The 19,198-nt window shown below is 71.9% G+C and carries 16 protein-coding genes; 9 read left to right on the top strand and 7 right to left on the bottom strand.

The window, feature by feature from the left end:
- Positions 1 to 27 precede the first annotated feature (27 nt).
- Positions 28 to 381, top strand: coding sequence for an arsenate reductase family protein (locus ACLJQF_RS32170; protein WP_410614088.1), 354 nt, complete (start codon positions 28 to 30; stop codon positions 379 to 381).
- Here ACLJQF_RS32170 and ACLJQF_RS32165 read toward each other — a convergent pair.
- On the bottom strand, positions 378 to 1,589 hold the full coding sequence (locus ACLJQF_RS32165; RefSeq protein WP_410614087.1) for a threonine synthase: 1,212 nt from the start codon (positions 1,587 to 1,589) through the stop codon (positions 378 to 380). The genes ACLJQF_RS32170 and ACLJQF_RS32165 overlap by 4 nt on opposite strands.
- 31 nt (positions 1,590 to 1,620) lie before the next feature.
- Between ACLJQF_RS32165 and ACLJQF_RS32160 the strand changes: the two genes are divergently transcribed.
- Entirely contained in the window at positions 1,621 to 2,400 is a 780-nt protein-coding gene (locus ACLJQF_RS32160; protein ID WP_410614086.1) for a DUF1295 domain-containing protein, read from the top strand.
- Positions 2,382 to 3,209 (top strand): carbon-nitrogen hydrolase family protein, encoded by an 828-nt coding sequence (locus tag ACLJQF_RS32155; protein WP_410614085.1) that lies wholly within the window; start codon positions 2,382 to 2,384, stop codon positions 3,207 to 3,209. The genes ACLJQF_RS32160 and ACLJQF_RS32155 overlap by 19 nt, the downstream gene beginning before the upstream one ends.
- A 284-nt stretch (positions 3,210 to 3,493) precedes the next feature.
- Here ACLJQF_RS32155 and cutA read toward each other — a convergent pair whose 3' ends face one another.
- The 5 genes from cutA to ACLJQF_RS32130 form a co-directional block, all read right to left on the bottom strand.
- The gene (cutA, locus tag ACLJQF_RS32150; RefSeq protein ID WP_410614084.1) at positions 3,494 to 3,817 is read right to left on the bottom strand and encodes a divalent-cation tolerance protein CutA; all 324 of its coding nucleotides are present in this window, start codon (positions 3,815 to 3,817) and stop codon (positions 3,494 to 3,496) included.
- Positions 3,818 to 4,075: 258 nt separating this feature from the next.
- Complete coding sequence (locus ACLJQF_RS32145) at positions 4,076 to 4,306, bottom strand: DUF2510 domain-containing protein (RefSeq protein WP_410614083.1); 231 nt, start codon at positions 4,304 to 4,306, stop codon at positions 4,076 to 4,078.
- Positions 4,307 to 4,524: 218 nt separating this feature from the next.
- A complete protein-coding gene (locus ACLJQF_RS32140) occupies positions 4,525 to 5,271 on the bottom strand; it encodes an SDR family NAD(P)-dependent oxidoreductase (protein ID WP_410614082.1) in 747 nt (248 codons plus the stop codon).
- 92 nt (positions 5,272 to 5,363) lie between these two features.
- Positions 5,364 to 6,257 (bottom strand): LysR family transcriptional regulator, encoded by an 894-nt coding sequence (locus ACLJQF_RS32135; protein ID WP_410614081.1) that lies wholly within the window; start codon positions 6,255 to 6,257, stop codon positions 5,364 to 5,366.
- Complete coding sequence (locus ACLJQF_RS32130; protein WP_410614080.1) at positions 6,257 to 7,510, bottom strand: cytochrome P450; 1,254 nt, start codon at positions 7,508 to 7,510, stop codon at positions 6,257 to 6,259. Before ACLJQF_RS32130 ends, ACLJQF_RS32135 begins: the two co-directional genes overlap by 1 nt.
- 47 nt (positions 7,511 to 7,557) lie before the next feature.
- Between ACLJQF_RS32130 and ACLJQF_RS32125 the strand changes: the two genes are divergently transcribed.
- Both ACLJQF_RS32125 and ACLJQF_RS32120 read left to right on the top strand, forming a co-directional pair.
- Entirely contained in the window at positions 7,558 to 8,286 is a 729-nt protein-coding gene (locus ACLJQF_RS32125) for an alpha/beta fold hydrolase (protein ID WP_410614079.1), read from the top strand.
- Between the two features lie 242 nt (positions 8,287 to 8,528).
- Entirely contained in the window at positions 8,529 to 11,774 is a 3,246-nt protein-coding gene (locus tag ACLJQF_RS32120; protein WP_410614078.1) for a tetratricopeptide repeat protein, read from the top strand.
- A 21-nt stretch (positions 11,775 to 11,795) separates the two neighbouring features.
- Here ACLJQF_RS32120 and ACLJQF_RS32115 read toward each other — a convergent pair whose 3' ends face one another.
- The gene (locus ACLJQF_RS32115; RefSeq protein WP_410614077.1) at positions 11,796 to 12,578 is read right to left on the bottom strand and encodes a methyltransferase; all 783 of its coding nucleotides are present in this window, start codon (positions 12,576 to 12,578) and stop codon (positions 11,796 to 11,798) included.
- Between the two features lie 28 nt (positions 12,579 to 12,606).
- Here ACLJQF_RS32115 and ACLJQF_RS32110 point away from each other — a divergent pair, with 28 nt between their 5' ends.
- From ACLJQF_RS32110 to ACLJQF_RS32095, 4 genes are all read left to right on the top strand, one after another.
- On the top strand, positions 12,607 to 14,061 hold the full coding sequence (locus ACLJQF_RS32110; protein WP_410614076.1) for a PLP-dependent aminotransferase family protein: 1,455 nt from the start codon (positions 12,607 to 12,609) through the stop codon (positions 14,059 to 14,061).
- A 341-nt stretch (positions 14,062 to 14,402) separates the two neighbouring features.
- Complete coding sequence (locus tag ACLJQF_RS32105; RefSeq protein WP_410614075.1) at positions 14,403 to 16,172, top strand: MFS transporter; 1,770 nt, start codon at positions 14,403 to 14,405, stop codon at positions 16,170 to 16,172.
- A gap of 76 nt (positions 16,173 to 16,248) precedes the next feature.
- The gene (locus tag ACLJQF_RS32100) at positions 16,249 to 16,920 is read left to right on the top strand and encodes a hypothetical protein (RefSeq protein ID WP_410614074.1); all 672 of its coding nucleotides are present in this window, start codon (positions 16,249 to 16,251) and stop codon (positions 16,918 to 16,920) included.
- A 297-nt stretch (positions 16,921 to 17,217) separates the two neighbouring features.
- Complete coding sequence (locus tag ACLJQF_RS32095) at positions 17,218 to 19,155, top strand: tachylectin-related carbohydrate-binding protein (protein ID WP_410614073.1); 1,938 nt, start codon at positions 17,218 to 17,220, stop codon at positions 19,153 to 19,155.
- The last annotated feature ends 43 nt before the right edge of the window (positions 19,156 to 19,198 follow it).

Raw genomic sequence — 19,198 nt, 5'->3', positions numbered from 1 at the left:
CCAAAACCAGGGCGGTAAGCTGCCGCCGTGGAGATCTGGATCAACCCGGCGTGCGCGAAGTGCCGGTCCGCGGTGTCGCTGCTCGACGAGGCCGGCGCGGAGTACACCGTGCGCCGCTACCTCGAGGACCCGCCGACGGCGGCGGAGCTCGAAGCCGTCCTGAAGCGCCTCGGCCTCGAACCGTGGGACATCACCCGCACCGCCGAGCCCGTCGCGAAGGAACTCGGCCTCAAGACCTGGGGCCGCACGCCCGCGGACCGGCCGAAGTGGATCAAGGCGCTGGCCGAGCACCCCAAGCTGATCCAGCGGCCGATCATCACCGCCGACGACGGCACCGCGGTCGTCGCCCGCGACCCCGAAACCGTGCGGTCGGTCCTTTAAGGAATCGCGTCGGTCTTCGCCAGGAGCGGGACGTCGAGCGGCACCGTCTCCGGGTACTTGATCCCGGCGCCGGTGTTGAGCACGACGACGTCTTCGCCGCCCTCGAGCCATCCCGACTCGCGAAGGTGCCTCAGCGCGGCGAAGCACGCTGCGCCCTCCGGGCAGACGAAGGTGCCCTCGTAAGAGGTCAGTTCCCGTTGTGCCGCAAGCAGTTCCTCGTCGGTGACGGCGATCGCGGTGCCGCCGGTCGCGTACACGGCGTCGAGCACGAGGAAGTCGCCCAGCGCCTTGGGCACGGTGATACCGAACGCGACCGTCCGGGCGTCCGGGAACGGCGTGCTTTCCCGCTCACCGCGTGCGAACGCCGTGACGATCGGCGCGCAGCCGGTGGCCTGGACGGCGACCAGCCGGGGCAGCGGGCCGGAAACCCAGCCCAGCTCCCGCATTTCCAGCAGGGCCTTGTGGATCCCGATGATGCCGACGCCGCCGCCGGTCGGGTAGAGGATGACGTCGGGCAGCCGCCAGCCGAACTGCTCGGCGAGCTCGTACCCCATCGTCTTCTTGCCCTCGATGCGGTACGGCTCCTTCAGCGTCGAGACGTCCTGCACCCCGGGACGCCGCCCGACCGCCGCCGTGACGAGCTTGCCGGCGTCGCCGATGAGACCGTCCACCCGGTACAGCTCGGCCCCGGCAGCGACGCACTCGCGCATGGTGATCGCCGGCGCGTCGTCCGGCATCGCGACCAGGCTCGACAGCCCCGCGCGCGCCGCGTACAAGGCCCACGCCGCGCCGGCGTTGCCGTTCGTCGGCATCGCGATCCCGCGCACGCCCAGCTCGGCCGCCCGTGAGACGCCGACCGCGGCGCCGCGCGCCTTGAACGTGCCGGTCGGGACCAGGCCTTCGTCCTTCATCCACAGGCGCGAGAGCCCCAGCTCGCGGCCGTAGCGCGGCAGCCGTAGCAACGGCGTCATGCCCTCGCCGAGGCTGACGACGTGCTCGGCCGACCGCACGGGCAGCACCTCGTGGTAGCGCCACAGCGTCGGCTCGCGCCCGCCGATCTCCTTCGGCGTCACGGCTTCGCGGACCCCGTCGAGGTCGTAGCGCGCGAGCAGCGGCGCCCCCGCCGGGGAGAGGCCCTGGACCGCGTCGGCGTCCAGGCGGTCGCCGGTCCGCGAGCACTCGAGGTGGCTGAGGAAGGAGTACGGCACGGCGCCGATCCTAGGTCACTAAAGTGGGCACATGGACGCGCTGCGGGTGTGCCTGTACGTCTTCGCCGGGGTGACGCTCGGCACCTGGCTGGTCTCGGTGCTGACCAGGGAGTACTCCTGGGTCGACCGGATCTGGTCGATCGTGCCGGTGGTCTACGTGGGGATCTTCGCCGGTGCCGCCGGGTTCGCCGACGCGCGGCTCGACGTGATGTTCGTGCTGGTCGCGCTGTGGGGCGCCCGGCTGACGTTCAACTTCGCCCGCAAGGGCGGCTACGCGCCCGGCGGCGAGGACTACCGGTGGGCCGTGCTGCGCGAGCGGCTGGCGCCGTGGCAGTTCCAGCTGTTCAACTTCTTCTTCATCTCGCTGTACCAGAACGCGATCCTGCTGCTGATCACGCTCCCCGCGCTGACGGCGCTGGAGCACCCCGGCGGCTTCGGGGTCGCGGACGTCGTCGTCGCGCTGGTCTTCGCCGCCTTCCTGGTGGGGGAGACGGTCGCCGACCAGCAGCAGTGGGTGTTCCACCGCGAGAAGCACGCGGGCCGGGCGCCGACGCGGTTCCTGCAGGCCGGCCTGTTCCGCTACTCGCGGCACCCGAACTTCTTCTTCGAGCAGGCGCAGTGGTGGGCGATCGCCGCGTTCGGGGTGGTCGTCGGCGGTCTGCAGTGGACGGTCGCCGGCGCGGTCCTGCTGACGCTGCTGTTCGTGGGCTCGACGCGGTTCACCGAGAGCATCACGAAGTCGCGGTACCCCGAATACGCGGACTACCAGCGGCGGACGTCCGCGGTGGTCCCGTGGCCGGCCCGCGGATGACGGTCGTCGCCGCGCTGCAGATCGCGACCGGTGTCCCGCTCGAGCACGTCCTCGGCTTCGAGGACGAGATCCGGGGCGCCGACCTGGTGGTGCTGCCGGAGGCGGTGCTCGGCGGGTACCCGGGCCGGGGGCCGTTCGTCGAGTACTTCCGGGCGGCGGTGACGGTGCCCGGACCCGAGGTGACCGAGCTGGCCGGGCTCGCGGCACGGACCGGCGCGAGCCTGGTCGCCGGCGTCATCGAGCGCGACGGCTCGACGCTGTACAGCACGGTGGTCTTCCTCGACCCGGAGCTGGGCCTGGTGGCCAAGCACCGCAAGCTGGTCCCGACGGCCCGCGAACGCCTGGCGTGGGGCCGCGGCGACGGTTCGACGCTCCCGGTGGTCCCGACGGCGGCGGGCCGGGCCGGCGCGGCGATCTGCTGGGAGAACCACATGCCGCTGCTGCGGGCGGCGATGTACGCGAAGGGCGTCGAAATCTGGTGCGCCCCGACGGCGGACGACCGCGATGTCTGGCAGGCGTCGATGCGCCACATCGCCGACGAGGGCCGGTGTTTCGTGGTTTCGGCGTGCCCGTACGAGGCCGGAGGCGACGACCCGTTCCGCGGCGGCAGCGTGATCGTCGGCCCGCTGGGCGACGTGCTCGCGGGCCCGTTGCGCGACGCGGAGGGCCTGATCACGGCGGAGATCGACCTGACGGAGATCGTGGCCGCGCGGCACAGCCTCGACGTCTCGGGGCACTACGCGCGGCCGGACGTCTTCTCGCTGACGGTGGACGAGCGGCCGCGGGACGGCGTCACCTTCCTGAGGTGACGAGCTCTGCCTCACCCGCGGCACCCTCTTCGGGAGCCCGGCTGGGCAGCTTTCGGAGACGGCCAGCACGCACTCGCCCAGCGGTTCTGCAGCGACAGCCGGAGAGCCCCCGAGGAAGCTGGTGCGCTCGACTTGCCATCGACTCGTATGAGGTCGCGCTGCCGAAGGTGAACGCCCTGCTGCTCGGGCGGCAGGAGTGGGCGCACACGGTGGCTCGCGAGCCCGCAGAAGGCCCGACCGAACGCAGGCCCGTGAAGCCCTTCACTCCCGAGACGACCGGCCGCCTAAGCGGTCGAGTTCGTCGACGCCTCGACCCATCGTAGGTAGTCGGCGGAGCCGCGGACGAGTTCAACAGCGGTTACCTCCGGTTTGCTCCACGGGTGCTGCTCGACGATGTGCGCCTCCAGCTCTGCGTACCGGGCGTCGGTGGTCTTGAACGTCACGTTCCACTCTTCGCCCTCGCTCTGCTCACCGAGGTGCCGGAAGAACGACGCTATGGGGCCGGTGACCTGCGCGGTGGCCGCCAGACGTGCGGCCACCGCAGATCCGGCGACCTTCACGCCGGCCGCGCGGTCAGGGGTCGTCGTCACGAGAAGGTGAACAGCCATGCGGCCAGCCTAGGGGTGTGCAAACCTCAGCCTCCGGCCGTGGAGTGCACGCCAGGTCTAGTACTGCAGGGACACTTGTGTGCGTGACCTGGGGAAACAAGGTCACCGTTTGCCGTGGCTGGTGGTCGTGAGTGGTAATTCGGGTTCTAACCCGAATTACCACTCACGACCAGCTGCGGCAGACCGGCAGGCCGGCGTCCAGGATTGTCCTGGCAGGCTATCTTCGGCCGCACCGAACAAAGATCTCGCCCTGTAGTACTAGCTCATCGGCCGGACGTGCTCAGTCCACCTGGCGCCGTCCCACCACTGCGTCACGCCATCGTTTGTCGGCGACGGGTACCAGCCCGCCGGAGGTCCGGCCGGTGCCGGTGCGGGGGCGGCGGATGCGATGGCTTGCTGCTTGAGCGCCTGTTGCTGGAGCCGCGTCTGCGTCTGTAGCTCGCGCAGCGACTTCTTGGCAACGCGCTGCTTCTTGCTGCTGCCGCGCACGAGGCCGCCCGTACCAAGCATCAGGGACTTCCGGATGAGGCCAACGTGGTGCCCCCTTTCGTCGGGTGTACTCGCTGGAGCCGGTGATCAAGCGAGCCGTGTTACGCGTTCGCCGCGGCGATCCGGTCGAGCAAAGCGTGAGCGCTGACAGGATGTGTCGGGGAGCGCATCGGGCCTCTCGTAGCAAGCCCGTCATCCCAAGATCATGGATCTTGAGCTCACACCGCCAGCCGGCCGCCGTCCACCGGGAGCACCGCGCCGTGGACGAAGCTCGCGTCACCCGCGGCCAGGAACGCGATCGCCGCCGCGATCTCCTCCGGGGCCGCCACCCGGCCCGCCGGGCCTGCCGCCGCCAGCTCGTCCAGGCCGTCGCCGAACACCGCCGTGCCTTCCGTGCGGGTCGGGCCCGGGCTGACCGCGTTGACCCGCACGCCCGACGGGCCGAACTCCGCCGCCCACGCCTTCGTCATCAGCTCCACCGCCGCCTTCGACGCGCCGTACACCGCCATGCCCGCCATGCCGCGCACGGCGACCATCGTGGACACGTTCACAATCGCGCCGTGGCCGCGCGCCGCCATTTCCGGTGCCAGCTCCGCGACGAGGAAGAAGGGCACCTTCACGTTCGTCGTGAAGACCGCGTCGAAATCCGCTTCCGGGAAGTCAGAGGTCGGCCCGGTCGGGAAGATCCCGGCGTTGTTGACCAGCACGTCGATCGGCCCGGCCAGCTCCCGCGCGCGGTCCGCGAGGGCGCGCGCCGACGCGGCGTCCGTCAGGTCCGCCGCGACGAAGTCGGCCTTGCCGCCCGCCGCGCGGATGGTCTCGACGGCCTCGGCGCCGCGCCCGGCGTCCCGGCCGGACAGCACCACGTGCGCGCCGAGCCCGGCCAGCGCGACCGCCGTCGCGCGGCCGATCCCGCTCGTCCCGCCGGTCACCAGCGCCGTCGACCCGGACAGTTCTGCAGTCATCGCTCAAACTCCTTCGCACCCCGGGTGTTTCCCGGTCGCAGAGTTCAAGCGCCCGCACCGGAAAGGACTTCCGGACCTGCGTTCGGCCCTCCTTATACCCCCGATCCGTCTCGCCGATGGTCTTCCAGCGCGGCGACGAACTCGGCGACGTCGCGCCGGTGCGACGTCGCCGGCCACACGGCCCAGGTCCGCCGGACGATCGGGGTGCCGGCCAGCGGCACCCAGCGCACCGTGTCCGGCAGCGGGTAGGGCCACTCCGGCGGCGCGAACGCGTACGCCCCGCCCGCGCTGACCGCCGGGATCTTGAGTTCGATGATCAGCCGCTGCTCCTCGGGCACCTCCGGGCCGACGTCGAGGCCGTGGCTGCGCAGGGTCGCGGCCAGCTCGTCGTACCAGGCCGGGCTGCCCGCCCGCGGGAAGGCGAACCACTCCAGGCCGGCCAGGTCCTCCAACCGGACCGGCGAGCCCAGCTTCTCGGCCAGGTCCGTGGCCAGCAGGACACCGACGTCCTCGGTCACCACGAGCGCCGCGTCCAGGTCGGGCCCGGCCGGGCGCTCGCGCACCAGCCCGACGTCCAGTTCACCGGCTCGCAGCGCGGCCACCTGCGCCACCGACGACAGGTGCCGGGCCTGCACTCGCGTGTCCGGCAGCCGCGCGAGCGCCGTGGGCAGCAGGTCCGGCGGCAGTTCCAGGGGGACGCCGACGCGCAGCACGCCGCCGCCGTCCGCGGTGTGCCGGGCCATCGCGGCGAGCGCCTGGTCGTGGCGCGCCAGCACCGCGCGGGCCTCGCCGAGCAGCGTCGTCCCGGCGTCGGTGACCTGGACGCCGGTGCTCGTGCGCACCAGCAGCCGGACGCCGAGCCGCCGTTCCAGCGCGGTGATCGTCTGGGACAGGGCCGGCTGGCTCACGTGCAGCTGCCGCGCCGCCTTCGACATCGCGCCCGCCTCGACGACCGCCACGAACGCCCGCAGCTCCCGGATCTCCATCAGCGGGCCCACCGGATCGGCAGTGACTTGAGGCCGTTCTGGAAGTTCGACCGCAGCCGCACGGGATCGCCGTCGAGCTCCACGAAGCCGAGCCGGTCGAGCACCGCGTCGAACATGGCCCGCAGCTGCACTCGCGCGAGGTGTGCGCCGAGGCAGAAGTGCGGGCCGTGGCCGAAGGTCAGGTGGTCGTTCGGGGTGCGGCCGATGTCGAAGGTGTCCGGTGCCGCGAACACGGCCGGATCCCGGTTGGCCGAGGAGAACCAGACCACCACCTTGTCCCCGGCGGCGATGTCCACATCGGACAATCGGACGTCGGAGGCCGCGGTGCGCCGGAAGTGCATCACCGGCGTCCACCAGCGCAACATCTCTTCGACCGCGGACGGCAGCAGTGACCGGTCGGCCAGGAGCCGCCGGTACTGCCCGGGGTGGGAGAGCAGCGCGAGCAGGCCGCCGGGCAGGCCGTTGCGGAGGGTTTCGTTGCCCGCCACGGAAAACAGCCAGAACAGGTTCTCGAACTCGGCGAGCGAGACGCGGCCGCCGTCGTCGTCGACGTGCCGCATCAAGGTGCTCATCACGTCGTCGCCCGGATGCTCGCGCTTGTACTCGCCGAGCGAGTTCGCGTACGCGTAGAGGTCCGGCATGCCCGCGCGCGTCCGCGGGTCCGGCATCGCCCCGCCGGGCCCGGGCGACGGGCGGACGGCGAGCGCGGCCCGGGCGAGGTCGCTCACCTCGGAACCGGAAACCGTCGAGCTCACCGCGTACTCGGCGTCCTGGTAGCCGATCACCCGGTTGCTCCAGTCGTACATCAGCCGCCGGTCCTGCTCCGGCACGCCGAATACCCCGGCGAGGGTGCGCAGCGGCAGGTCGGCGGCCACCTGCGCGAAGTCGCACGCCCCGCGATCGGCGACCGCGGCGACGAGCTCCCGCGCCCAGCCTTCGATCTGCGACGTCAGCTTCGCGATCGCTCGCGGAGTGAACGCCTTCGTCAGCAGCCCGCGCAGCCTGCCGTGCTCCGGCGGGTCCATGTTGAGCATCATCCGGCGCACGTAGGCGAGGTCGGCCGCGTCCCGGATCTGCGTCCCGCCGAGCTGCGAGGAGAACACTCCCGGGTCGCGCAGGACCCGCCGCACCTCGGCGTGGCCGAGCACGGCCCAGAAGTCGTCGACGCGCACCACCGGGCCGGCACGCCGCAGCCGCGCCAGCTCCTCGTAGGGGACACCTCGCACGTAGGTGCCCGGATCGGTGATCGTCACGGGCCCGACCCTAGCCGCGGCCACCGACAATTTGGGAGGCTGCGCGGATGGACACGCTCAACATGCGCACCGGCGGCAAGGGCGAACCGGCCGTCCTCCTCCTGCACGGCCTCGGCGCGACCGGCGCCGTCTGGGACCACCTCGCCGTCCAGCTCGACCGGCGCGTCCTGGTGCCCGACCTGCCCGGCCACGGCCCGTCGGCCCCGCTGCCGCACTACAGCTTCGCCACGCTCGCCGAGGCGGTCGCGCGGGCACTGCCGGACGGCGGGCCGTTGATCGTCGCCGGGCACTCGCTCGGCGGTGTGCTCGCGCTGGAGCTGGCGTCCGGTCGTTACGACGTCGAGGTCGCCGGCGTGCTGGCCCTCGGGGTGAAGGTCGAGTGGAGCCAGGACGACCTGAACCGCGCGGCCTCGTTCGCGGCCAAGCCGCCCCGGGTGTTCGCGACGCGGGCCGACGCCGAGCAGGCCTACCTGAAGGTGTCCGGGCTGCTCGGGATCGCGCCGACCGACCCGGCCGGGCTTCGCGAGACCGAGGGAGGTTGGCGCCTCGCGATGGACCCGGCCGCGTTCGGCCTCGGCGCGCCGGACATGCCGGCCTTGCTGGCCGGGGCGCGCTGCCCGGTCGCGCTCGCGGCGGGCGAGAACGACCCGATGAGCCGTCCGGAGCAGCTGCGAGCGCTCGACCCCGATGCCGTCACGCTCGCCGGCCTCGGGCACAACGCCCACGTCGAGGACCCCGCCGCCGTGCGGGCCCTGCTCGAGCGCTTCGGCGTCTGAAGGTCCGGGACGCAGCCGTCGTACCCCACTCGACGGCTGCTCCACGAACCCCTCGCCACCACCGGACGCGAGCAAGCCTAGGAAAGCGCGGTGGACGAGCGCCTGTACTCCCGCTTCGCGCCGCCGTCACCGTCCGTACCTGCGGAAACGGTTATCTTCGCCGATCGGTGGTACATCTCGGGCGGCACGATCGTGATGCTGGAGAGGTACGTTCCGATCGGGGCACGCAGGAGAGGACGCCTGTGGACGAAGGCTTGTCGTTCGCCGGATGGCTGCGGGACCGGCGTGTGCTCGCCGGTCTCACCCAGGCCCAGCTCGCCGAGCGTGCGGGACTGAGCCTGCGCGCGGTGCGCAACGCCGAGCTCGGCAGCGTCCGGCGGCCCCGGCCGGAGACGGCACGCAAGCTGCGGGAAGCGCTTGCCGAAGCCCCGCCGGAGCCCGTGCGGCTCGGCGTCCTCGGCCCGCTGACGGTGACGCGGGGCACCGAGGCGGTGGAGATCGGCGCCGAGAAACAGCGCCTGCTGCTGGCGTTGCTGGCCCTGCAGCCGAACCGGACGGTCCGGCGCGAGGACCTCGTCGACGTCATCTGGGACGAGCCGCCGCCGTCGTGCCTGGAGCTGCTCCACACCTACGTCGCGCGGCTGCGGCGGGCGCTGCGGCCCGCCGACCTCATCGTCACGGACAAGGGCGGCTACCGGCTCGCGGCCGGCGAGGACGAGCTCGACCTGCTGCGTTTCGAAGCCCTCCTTGCGCAAGACTCGCTCAAGGAAGCCCTCGACCTCTGGCGCGGCCCGGCGCTCGCCGACGTCGAACGGCTGCGCCAGCACCCCGCCCGGCTCGCGCTGGCGATGCGGCGCGCCAAGGCCGTGCTGGCCTACGCCGGGGTCGCCGACCCCGAGGACGCGGCGGTGCAGTTGCGGGTGCTGACCGCCGAGGAGCCGCTGAACGAGTCGGCGCACGCCAAGCTGATGCTGGCGCTCGCCGAGTCCGGGCGGCAGGCCGCGGCGCTCGACGTCTTCGCCGAGGTGCGCCGGCGGCTCGCCGAGGAGCTCGGCCTGGAACCCGGCCCCGAGCTGCGGGTGGCCCACCGGCAGGTGCTGCGGCAGGACTTCGCCGCGCCGGAGCGGCCGGCCCGGGTGCCCGCGCAGCTGCCCGCCGACGTCCCCGGGTTCCGCGGACGCGCCGCCCAGCTGGCCGAGCTGGACGCCCTGCTGCGTCGCGACGAAGGCGACACCGGCGCGCGCATCGCCGTCCTCTCCGGCACCGGCGGGGTCGGCAAGACCGCCCTCGCCGTCCACTGGGCGCAGCGCGCGCCCGGGGAGTTCCCGGACGGTCAGCTGTACCTCGACCTGCACGGCTACGGCACGGTCCGGCCGGTGGATCCAGGCGACGCGCTGTCGGGGTTCCTGCGCGCTCTCGGCGTCGCCGGTCCGGACATCCCCGCCGAGCCGGACGAGCGCGCCGCGAAGTTCCGCACCGCGCTCACCGGGCGGCGGATGCTGCTGGTGCTGGACAACGCCAACGCGGTCGGGCAGGTCCGGCCGCTGCTGCCCGGCTCGCCGACCTGCCTGGTGCTGGTGACCAGCCGGGACGCGCTGCCCGGGCTGGTCGCCCGCCACGGCGCCCGGCGGGTGCTCGTCGACCTGCTCACCGAGGCCGAGGCCCGCGACCTGCTGCGGGCGCTGCTCGGCCCGCGCGCCGACGGCGAACCCGAGGCCACCGCGGCGCTGATCGGGTACGCGGCCCGGCTGCCACTGGCCCTACGGCTGGTCGCGGAGCTGGCGCTGAGCCGGCCGGGTGAGCGCCTCGCCGCGCTGTCCGCCGAGCTGGCCGACGAACGGCGGCGGCTCGACCTGCTCGACGGCGGCGGCGACCCGCTGACCGCGGTCCGCGCCGTGTTCTCCTGGTCCTACCGCAACCTCGCACCGGACGCCGCGCGCGTGTTCCGGCTCTGCGGCCTGCACCCGGGCCGCGACCTGACGCCGCCGGCGCTGGCCGCGCTCGCCGGCGTCCCCCTGCCGGAGGCGGAACGGCTGGCCGGTGCCCTGGTGCGCGCCCACCTCGCGCAGCAGACCGGCGACGACCGCGTCCAACTGCACGATCTGCTGCGCGTCTACGCCGCCGAGCTCGCCGCCGCCGATCCCGACGAGAGCCACGACGCACAGCAGCGGCTGTTCGACTTCTACGTCTCCTCGGCCGGGCAGGCCATGGACGTCGTCCTGCCGCACGAACGGCACCTGCGGCCACGCGTGCCGGACCCGGACGTCAAGGTGCTCGACGCGCAGGCGTGGCTGGAGGCCGAGCGCCACAACCTGCTGGCGGTCGCCGCGCACGCGACCCGGCACGGCTGGCCCGACCACCTGCGGCTGCTGTCCGGGATCCTGTGGCACTACCTCGACGTCGGCGGCTACCACGAGGAAGCGCTGGTGCTGCACACGCACGCGTCGGCGCTGGCCCACCACACCGGCGACCGGGTGGCCGAGGCCGAACCGCTCATCCTGATCGCGCTGGGTCACTGGCGGGTCAGCCGGTCGCGGGAAGCGTTGCGGTACCTCGAAGAGGCGCTCGTCCTCGCCCGCGAGACCGGCGACCGGCGGGCCGAGATCCACGCGGTCAACACGCTCGGCCTGGTCTGCCGCGCGCTGGGCCGGTTCGCCGACGCGATCGGGTACTCGACGGAGGCACTGACGCTGGCCCGGCAGACGGGCGACCGCACCAGCGAAGGCCTGGTACTGGTGGTGCTCGGCTGTGCGTACCGCGGCATCGGCCGATACGGCGAAGCGGTCGGCTGCTTCGACGAGGCGCTCGCGCTGGCGAGGGACATCGCGGACCGCACCAGCGAGGGCTACGCGCTGGTCAACATGGGCGACGCCCTGTCGCAGCTGGGCCGCCACGACGAGGCGGCCCAAGCCCTCGAAGGAGGGCTGGCGCACCTCCGCGCGATGGGCGTGCGGGTGAGCGAGGGGTACGCACTGGGCATCCTCGGCGACATCGAGCACGCGCGCGGCCGGTACGCGGTAGCCGCGGCGCACCTGGAGCGGGCGCTGGAAATCGTGCAGGAGACCGGAAGCCCCATGAACCGCTGCCTCGCGTTGAAGCACCTGGGCGACGTCCGGCTGGCGCAGGGCCGCCACGCGGAAGCGGCCCAGCACCTCGACGAAGCGTTGGGCCTGGCGCGCGAATGCGGTGACCTCGGTGTGGAATCCCGCGTCCTCAACAGCCTGGGCCGGCTCTCCGCGGCGCGTGGTGCCTCCTCGGACGCGCTGCGGTACCACCGCGAAGCCCTGGCCGTGGCGAAGGAAACGGGCTGCCGTCCCGAACAGGGCCGGGCCCACGGCGGGCTCGGCGAAGTCCACTGTGGACTCGGCGACCCGGAGGCCGCGCGCTCGCACTGGGAGCGGGCGCTGGCCTGTTACGCGGGGGAGTGCGTCCCCGGCGCGATCCGGGTCCGGAACCACCTGCGGGCCCTGGAGGGCGTCCGGGGGTGATCGGGTTCGCGGGGCCGGGGATCACGGCCTGCTCCCGGTGGCCTTGAAGAACGTGTAGTGGAAGGTCCCGTCTTCGTGGGTGGTCCGGTGCAGGTCCGCGACCCCGTGGTCCCAGCGGTCCTGCGTGATCAGCCCGCGGGCGACGGCGGTATCGCCGACGCCTTCGACCATCGCGGTGAAGGTGTCGCGGGTGAACCCGGTGACCAGCGCGGGGCGGGACGCGTCGACGTAGACGGTCCGCGGCCCCACGGTGACGTCGCCGAACCCGGCGCCGGTCAGCAGCGGGTGGAGGCGCCGCCCGATGAGCGCGTCGCCGCCGGCGTCGGCCTGCAGCCGGACCAGGCAGTCGATCGCGGCCTGCGCGTGCTCGCTGCGCGGGTGGAAGAACGCCGACCCGTGGTCACCCTCGATGACCGTGATCGTGCCGCCCGGCCGCAGCAGGGTCTTCAGGTGCGCGAGCGCTTTCGCCGGATCCGGCAGGTGTTCCAGCACGAAGCAGACGAAGACGTGGTCGTACTCGCCGTCGAGGTCGAACAGGTCGGCCTGCCGGAAGTCGACGCCGCTCACGCGTTCCCGCGCCTGGGCGAGGGACGCGTCTCCGACGTCGATCGCCGTCAAGTGCGCGCCCGGGCTGCGGGCCACGAGGTGGACGGTCTGGGCGCCGACACCGCAGCCGGCCTCCAGCACGCGGCTCCCGGCGGGGTAGGCCGTCCCGGCGTGCAGGAGTTCGGCGAGGGTGTCGGCCTGGTCGCCGAGGCGGCGGGTCTCGGGTGCGGTGTATCCGTGCACGTAAGCGGTGTCCATGAGCCCAGCGTGCTGCGACAATGGCCCGATGGACAGAGCCAATACAGCGCGTTCGGAGGGGTCCATAGGGTCGGACTTCCTCCAGCTGGACGTCCGCGAGGCGCCGCCGGGCGGGCTCGCGGACTGGCTCGCCGGGCAGCTGCGGTCGGCGATCGCCGACGGCAGGCTCCCGGTCGGCGGCCGGCTGCCCGCGTCCCGGGTGCTGGCCGCCGAGCTGCGCGTGTCGCGGGGCGTCGTGACCGAGGCCTACCGGCGGCTGATCGACGACGGCCACGCCGCGGGCCGCGGCCGGGCGGGCACGGTCATCGTCGCCGCACCCGTGCTGCCGCCGGCTCCGTCGCCGGACCGTCTCTCTGGGAAGGTGATCACGCCCCTGCCCGGTGCGGAGGTCTTCGACGCGGTCCGCGCGGCCCCGGCCTGGATCGACCTCACTCCCGGCGTCCCGGACCTGACGGCGTTCCCGCGGGCGGCGTGGCTGCGCGCGGAGCGGGCGGTGCTGGACGAGCTGGAGCCGTCCCACTTCGGCTACGGCGACCCGCGCGGCGCGCCGTCGATGCGGCTGGCGGTGTCGCGCTGGCTGGCGCGCAACCGCGGGATCCGCGCCGATCCGGGCGAGATCATCGTGGTGTCCGGGGTGGCGCAGGCCCTGACGTTGCTGGGGCAGGTGCTGCGGCAGCACGGCGTTCTCTCGGTGGCCGTCGAAGATCCGGGTTCGCTGGGCGCGCGGCAGCACCTGCACCACTGCGGCCTGGAAACCCCACCGGCCCCGGTCGACGACGACGGCGTGCGGGTCGCTTGCCTGGATGCCCCGGCGGTGCTGCTGACCCCGGCCCACCAGTTCCCGACGGGCGTGGTCCTGGGTGGCTCGCGGCGCCGGGAGCTCCTGCGCTGGGCGGCGGCCGGCGGCATTGTGCTCGAGGACGACTACGACGCCGAGCACCGCTACGACCGGGCGCCGGTGCCCGCGGTCCGGTCGATGCTGCCGGAGGTCTGCTACATGGGCAGCGTGTCGAAGCTGCTGGCACCGGCGTTGCGCGTGGGCTGGCTGCTGGCGCCGCCCCGGTTCTTCGCCGACCTGGTGGCCGCGAAGCGGTTCGCCGACCTGGGGAACGCGGTGCTGGCCCAGCTGGTACTGGCCAGGCTGATGGAGACGGGCGAGCTGGAGCGGCAGCTGCGGGTGGTGCGGGGGCGTCATCGCCGTCGCCGGGACGCGATGATCCGTGCTGTCGCTTCCGAGTTGCCGGGCGCGGTGGTCCACGGCGCGGCGGCGGGCCTGCACCTGACGATCACGTTCGACGCGGACGTCGACGACGTCGCGGTGGCGGCGGCCGCGCTGGCGGAGGGGGTGAAGGTCCAGCCGTTGTCGTGGCACCGGCAGCTCCCGGGGCGTCCGGGCCTGGTCCTGGGGTATGCGGCGCGGACGGCGACGGAGATCGCCGAGGGAGTGGCCGTGCTCGGGCGGCTCGTGGGGCTCTCGCCGTGAGGGGGACCCCCGGTTTCAACGTTACCGGCGAACACCGACAGTTTCCGGACCGCGCACCGGAGTTGTCCACAGCCTGGCCCGAGGCGCCCGAGTTGTGCACAGCCCACCACCTCCGCAGACGTCTTGAATGACTCATTCAGGACCTGCGACGTCCTGAATGAGTCATTCAAGACGTCACTGCCCCCCGCCGAACCCAGCGCAGGCCTCGCGAGGTAAAGAGTCCCTAAAGGACAGTCAAGCGACTGTGATCATGCTCTCCCATGCATTTCGCGCTGTTGGTTGCCATACGCAAGCAAGTTGCTTAGCCTAGCTAAGGGACTGGCGAGCAGAGAGGTTGCACAGTGGCGGAACGCCGGACGTATTCGATCGCGGAACTGGGGCCGCGGTACAAGTGGATCGCGCTGTCCAACACGACGCTGGGCATGCTGATCGCCACGATCAACTCCTCGATCGTGCTGATCGCGCTGCCCGACATCTTCAAGGGCATCGGCATCAACCCCCTGGAACCGGCCAACACGAGCTACCTACTGTGGATGATCATGGGCTTCCTCGTGGTCACCGCGGTACTGGTGGTGAGCTTCGGCAGGCTCGGCGACATGTACGGCCGCGCGAGGATGTACAACCTCGGCTTCGCGGTGTTCACGGTGTCCTCGATCATGCTGGCCATCACCTGGTTCGACGGCGACGCGGCCGCGTTGTGGCTGATCGGCTGGCGGATCGTGCAGGGCGTCGGCGGCGCCTTCCTGATGGCGAACTCCTCGGCGATCCTCACCGACGCGTTCCCGGCCAACCAGCGCGGCCTCGCGCTCGGCATGAACGGCGTCGCGGCCATCGCGGGTTCGTTCCTCGGCCTGGTCGTCGGTGGTGTGCTGGCCCCGATCGACTGGAACCTGATCTTCCTGGTGTCGGTGCCGTTCGGCGTGATCGGCACGGTCTGGGCGTACCTCAAGCTGCACGACACCGGCGTCCGCAAGCACGCGCGGATGGACTGGTGGGGCAACATCACCTTCGCCGTCGGCCTGATCGCGGTGCTGGTCGGGATCACCTACGGCATCCAGCCCTACGGCTCGTCGCCGACCGGCTGGGGCAGCCCGTTCGTGCTGAGCTGCCTGATCGGTGGCGCCGCCGTGCTGGTCGCCTTCGTGGTCATCGAGACCAAGGTCGACAACCCGCTGTTCCGGCTGTCGCTGTTCCGCATCCGCTCGTTCACCTGGGGCAACGTCGCCAACCTGACGGCCTCCCTCGGCCGTGGCGGGCTGCAGTTCATCCTGATCATCTGGCTACAGGGCATCTGGCTGCCCCAGCACGGCTACACGTTCGAGCAGACGCCGTTGTGGGCGGGCATCTACATGCTCCCGATGACGATCGGCTTCCTGGTCTCGGCGCCGGCCTCGGGCGTGCTGTCCGACCGCATCGGCAGCCGCCTCCTCGCCTCGAGCGGCCTGCTCATCACGGCTGTCACGTTCCTGCTGCTGATCCTGCTGCCGGTGAACTTCGACTACTGGGCGTTCGCGGGAATCCTGCTGCTCAACGGAATCGGCATGGGCATGTTCGCCTCCCCGAACCGCGCCGAGGTGATGAACAGCCTGCCGGCCGACTCCCGGGGTTCGGGCGCGGGCATGATGACGACGTTCCAGAACGCGGCCATGGTCCTGTCGATCGGCTTCTTCTTCAGCTTGATCATCGCGGGCCTGTCTTCGAGCCTGCCGTCGACGATGAGCCAGGGCCTGATCGAGCACGGCGTCCCGGCATCCTCGGCGGCGGAGATCGCGAACCTCCCGGCGGTGGCGGTGTTGTTCGCGGCGTTCCTGGGCTACAACCCGATCCAGCAGCTGCTGGGTGGTCAGCTGTCGTCGCTGCCGCCGGACCAGGCGTCGTTCCTGACGGGGCGGAGTTTCTTCCCGAACCTGATTTCGGGCCCGTTCCAGTCGGGGCTGGCGGTGGCGTTCGGTTTCGCGATCGTGGTGTGCCTGATCGGTGCGGTGGCTTCGTTGCTGACGAAGGATTCGCGTCCGGAGGACCGCGAATCGGTGGGGGAGGAACTGGCCGCGGTGGCCGGGGAGTCGAGCGGCGGGCCGAGCGAATTGGTGTCGCCTTCGACCGAGCGCTGAAGGTAGTTTCGGAAGCCGGGTGCCGGGTGGGCGCCCGGCTTTCCGTTTGGGGGTGCCCGTGACAACAGTTGCGCGTTTGGAAGAGTTGCTGGCCGAAGCGGGCACGGAGGCGTGTGTCCTGGCCCGCGAGGCGCTGACAGCGGGAACCCCGCCGCAGTTCTGGGACAAAGTCCAGCACACGCAGCCGACCCGCTCGCTCTACGGCCGCCGCGAACTCCTCAGCCGCCGCGCGGGTCAGGGGTCCATCGGCTTCGAGGCGGCCGTCCGCGCACTGTGCGCCTACCCCGGCGCGACGCTCGCCAGGGTCCAGATCGACGATCGGCCCCGAGGCCGGTACTACTTCGAGCTGTTCCTGACGCCGGACTTCACCCGGATCGTCGCCTGCTTCGGCGTCGGTCGCGTGACCACGCACCGGGAAAGCGACCGGCCGCCGGATGCGCCACCGTGGTCACCCCTGGACGAGATCGTGCACAGCCACAAATTGGAGACACCGGAGAAAGTCGCGAAGCTGCAAGACGTCCCGGACGTGGCGGCCGGCTTGGCGGCCGGCCTGGAGCGCACTCTCGCAATGCGGCGGTGGGAGAGCTTCCGCCAGCACGCCGACCTGGTCCCGGCATTCCCCTCCCCGGCGGCGGAGCGGCACTTGACCGAGGCGCGCGCCCGGATCGTCTCGGACGAGTACGTCAGCGCACTCCTGGTGGCCATCATCGACGACGCGCTCGCCGCGGTATATCGGGCCGCGGAATGACCCACCTCCGAGTCAGGTGGCGCCACGATGGTGACTTCGAGAAGTGGCCCAGTCGTGAGATGTAGGCCGAATGATGCAATTGTCAAAGAACAAGTAACGGCTTGGTCGGAAGGTCGATAGGAAGATCGAACAGCTCGCGGGAGGGCGGGCTCGTCTTCGCGCGGCATGGAGGTGCGGCGCTCAGGAACAATGCCGGGCCGACCGGCGCCGTCACCAGTTCATTTGCTGATTGCCCGCTGCTGTCGTGCAGCGGGCCGATTCGTGCTGCCCGCGAACGCTTTTCACGAGGGGAAGTCCATGCGTCAGGGAACGTTTGCCCGGAGACCCGTCACGCTCTGCTGTGCCTTCACCGTCGCCCTCACCGGCGTGGTGAGCGCGACCGGAGCGACCCAGGCCGCCGCGGCCGACACGATCACCTGCCGCGCCAGTGCGGGCGTGTTCTACACCCTCCCGGACACCCACCTGGACCTCGACCGCCACAACGAACCCGAGACCGGCGCCACCTCCTGGACCGGGCGAACGACGATCGGCAACGCGTGGAGCGGCAAGACGCTCGCCGGCCCTGACGGCCGGATGTACATCATCGACACCAACGGCGAGGTGCGCCGCCACCGCCGCCTGGCGACCGGGTGGGAGAACGGCGGGGTCAGCCAGACGATCGCCACCGGCTGGACGGGCACGACGCTGCCCGAGTACCGGAACCGGATCACCGTCGACGCCACGGGCGACTTCTACTGGTCACACGACAACATCCTCGCCTGGGTGCGCTACGACGAGACGACCAAGGTCTGGACGGACCGCCTGATCGACACGGGCTGGACCCTGGCCAAGTACGACCTGATCGTCGGGGCGGGCGCGGGGGTCTTCTACGCCCGCACACCCGCAGGGGAGCTCTACCGCTTCCAGTACGACCCGGCGAGTCAGCGGTGGGTCGAATACGCGACGCTGGTCGGTACAGGCTGGCAGAACTTCGCCCAGATCGCCTCCGCGGGCGGTGACGTGCTGTACGCGCTGGACAAGAACAGTGGCCAGATCAAGTGGTACCGCTACCTGGGCGGCGGCAGTTGGACGGGCCCGAAGGTGGTCGGCACGATCGGCACGGACTACCAGCTGAGCGTCACGACGGACGACTGCAAGCTGGTCGACCCCGGTCTGCCCCCGCGCCCGGCCGTGCCGGCCTCCAGCGACGCACCGAGCGCCGTCGTCGAGGGCACCGGAGGCAAGCTGCAGCACTTCTACGTGGACGGGTTCGGCCGCCTCATCCACGGGCGGCAGCGCTCCACGGACATCACCGTGGTGGACTTCGCCGTGGTACCCGGCTACCAGCAGTACGCGGGCGTTCCGAGCGCGCTCCGGCTCGCTGACGACAGCCTGCTGGTGACGGCCCTCGGGCAGGACAGCGAGACCCGGCAGAGCACCCAGGCTCCCGCCACCGTCACCTGGACCGCCGCGAGCGGTTTCGGCGGCTGGACGCCGGGGTCCGCCGTGCTCGTCCAGCGGTCCGGCGTCGGCGCCGCGTTCGCCGTCGACAGCTCGGGCCGCCTGATGGTCCGCCCGCAGGATGTGGCGAGCAAGCAGTACCTGCCTTGGCGGGCGCTGCCGTCGTCGGGGCTGACGACGGATCTGACCGCCGTCGTCCAGCCGGACGGGATCGACATCGTCGCCAGGACCACGGCCGGCGCCTACACCAAGGCGACGTACACCGATGGCACGCTCAGCGCCTGGATCCCGGTGCCGGGCACCGGGTGGACGGGCAAGCTCGCCGCGACGGCGAACCCCGACCAGAACCTCGAGGCCTTCGCCGTCCAGCCGGACGGTGTGGTGGTCAACCAGCGTGAGCTGGCGGCGGGGTTCACCGGTACGTGGAAGCCGCTCGCGGGAGTCACCGCGCAGGGCTCGCCGGCGGCCGCGGCCGACAGCGGCGGCGTGGTCCACGTGGCGGTGCGTGGCACCGACGGTTACATCTACGTCACCGAGCAGAAGGCTCCGGGCAGCACCGGTTATCAAGCGTGGCAGCGGCTGGTGGACTCCCGGACCGGCTCGGCGTACCAGTCCGCGACGGATCCCACCTTCACCGCACTGTCGGCCGGCGGTGTCGTGGTGACCTTCCGCGACAGCGACGGGGTCACCTACGCCTACGGTTCGGGCGCTCCGGCCGTCGCAGCGCGCAGCGCGCTCGCACCGTCGTCTTCAGCGGCGTTCACCGGTGGGCCGCTGCCCAAGCCGTCCTTCTGACGGTTCCTTGCCGTGCTGTGGTTCGACCGATGAGGGCGGGTTT

The sequence above is a fragment of the Amycolatopsis sp. lyj-109 genome (assembly GCF_046548995.1).
Classification (GTDB): domain Bacteria; phylum Actinomycetota; class Actinomycetes; order Mycobacteriales; family Pseudonocardiaceae; genus Amycolatopsis.
Note: the sequence above shows the minus strand (reverse complement) of the source record. Positions and strands in the feature narration are given on the sequence as shown.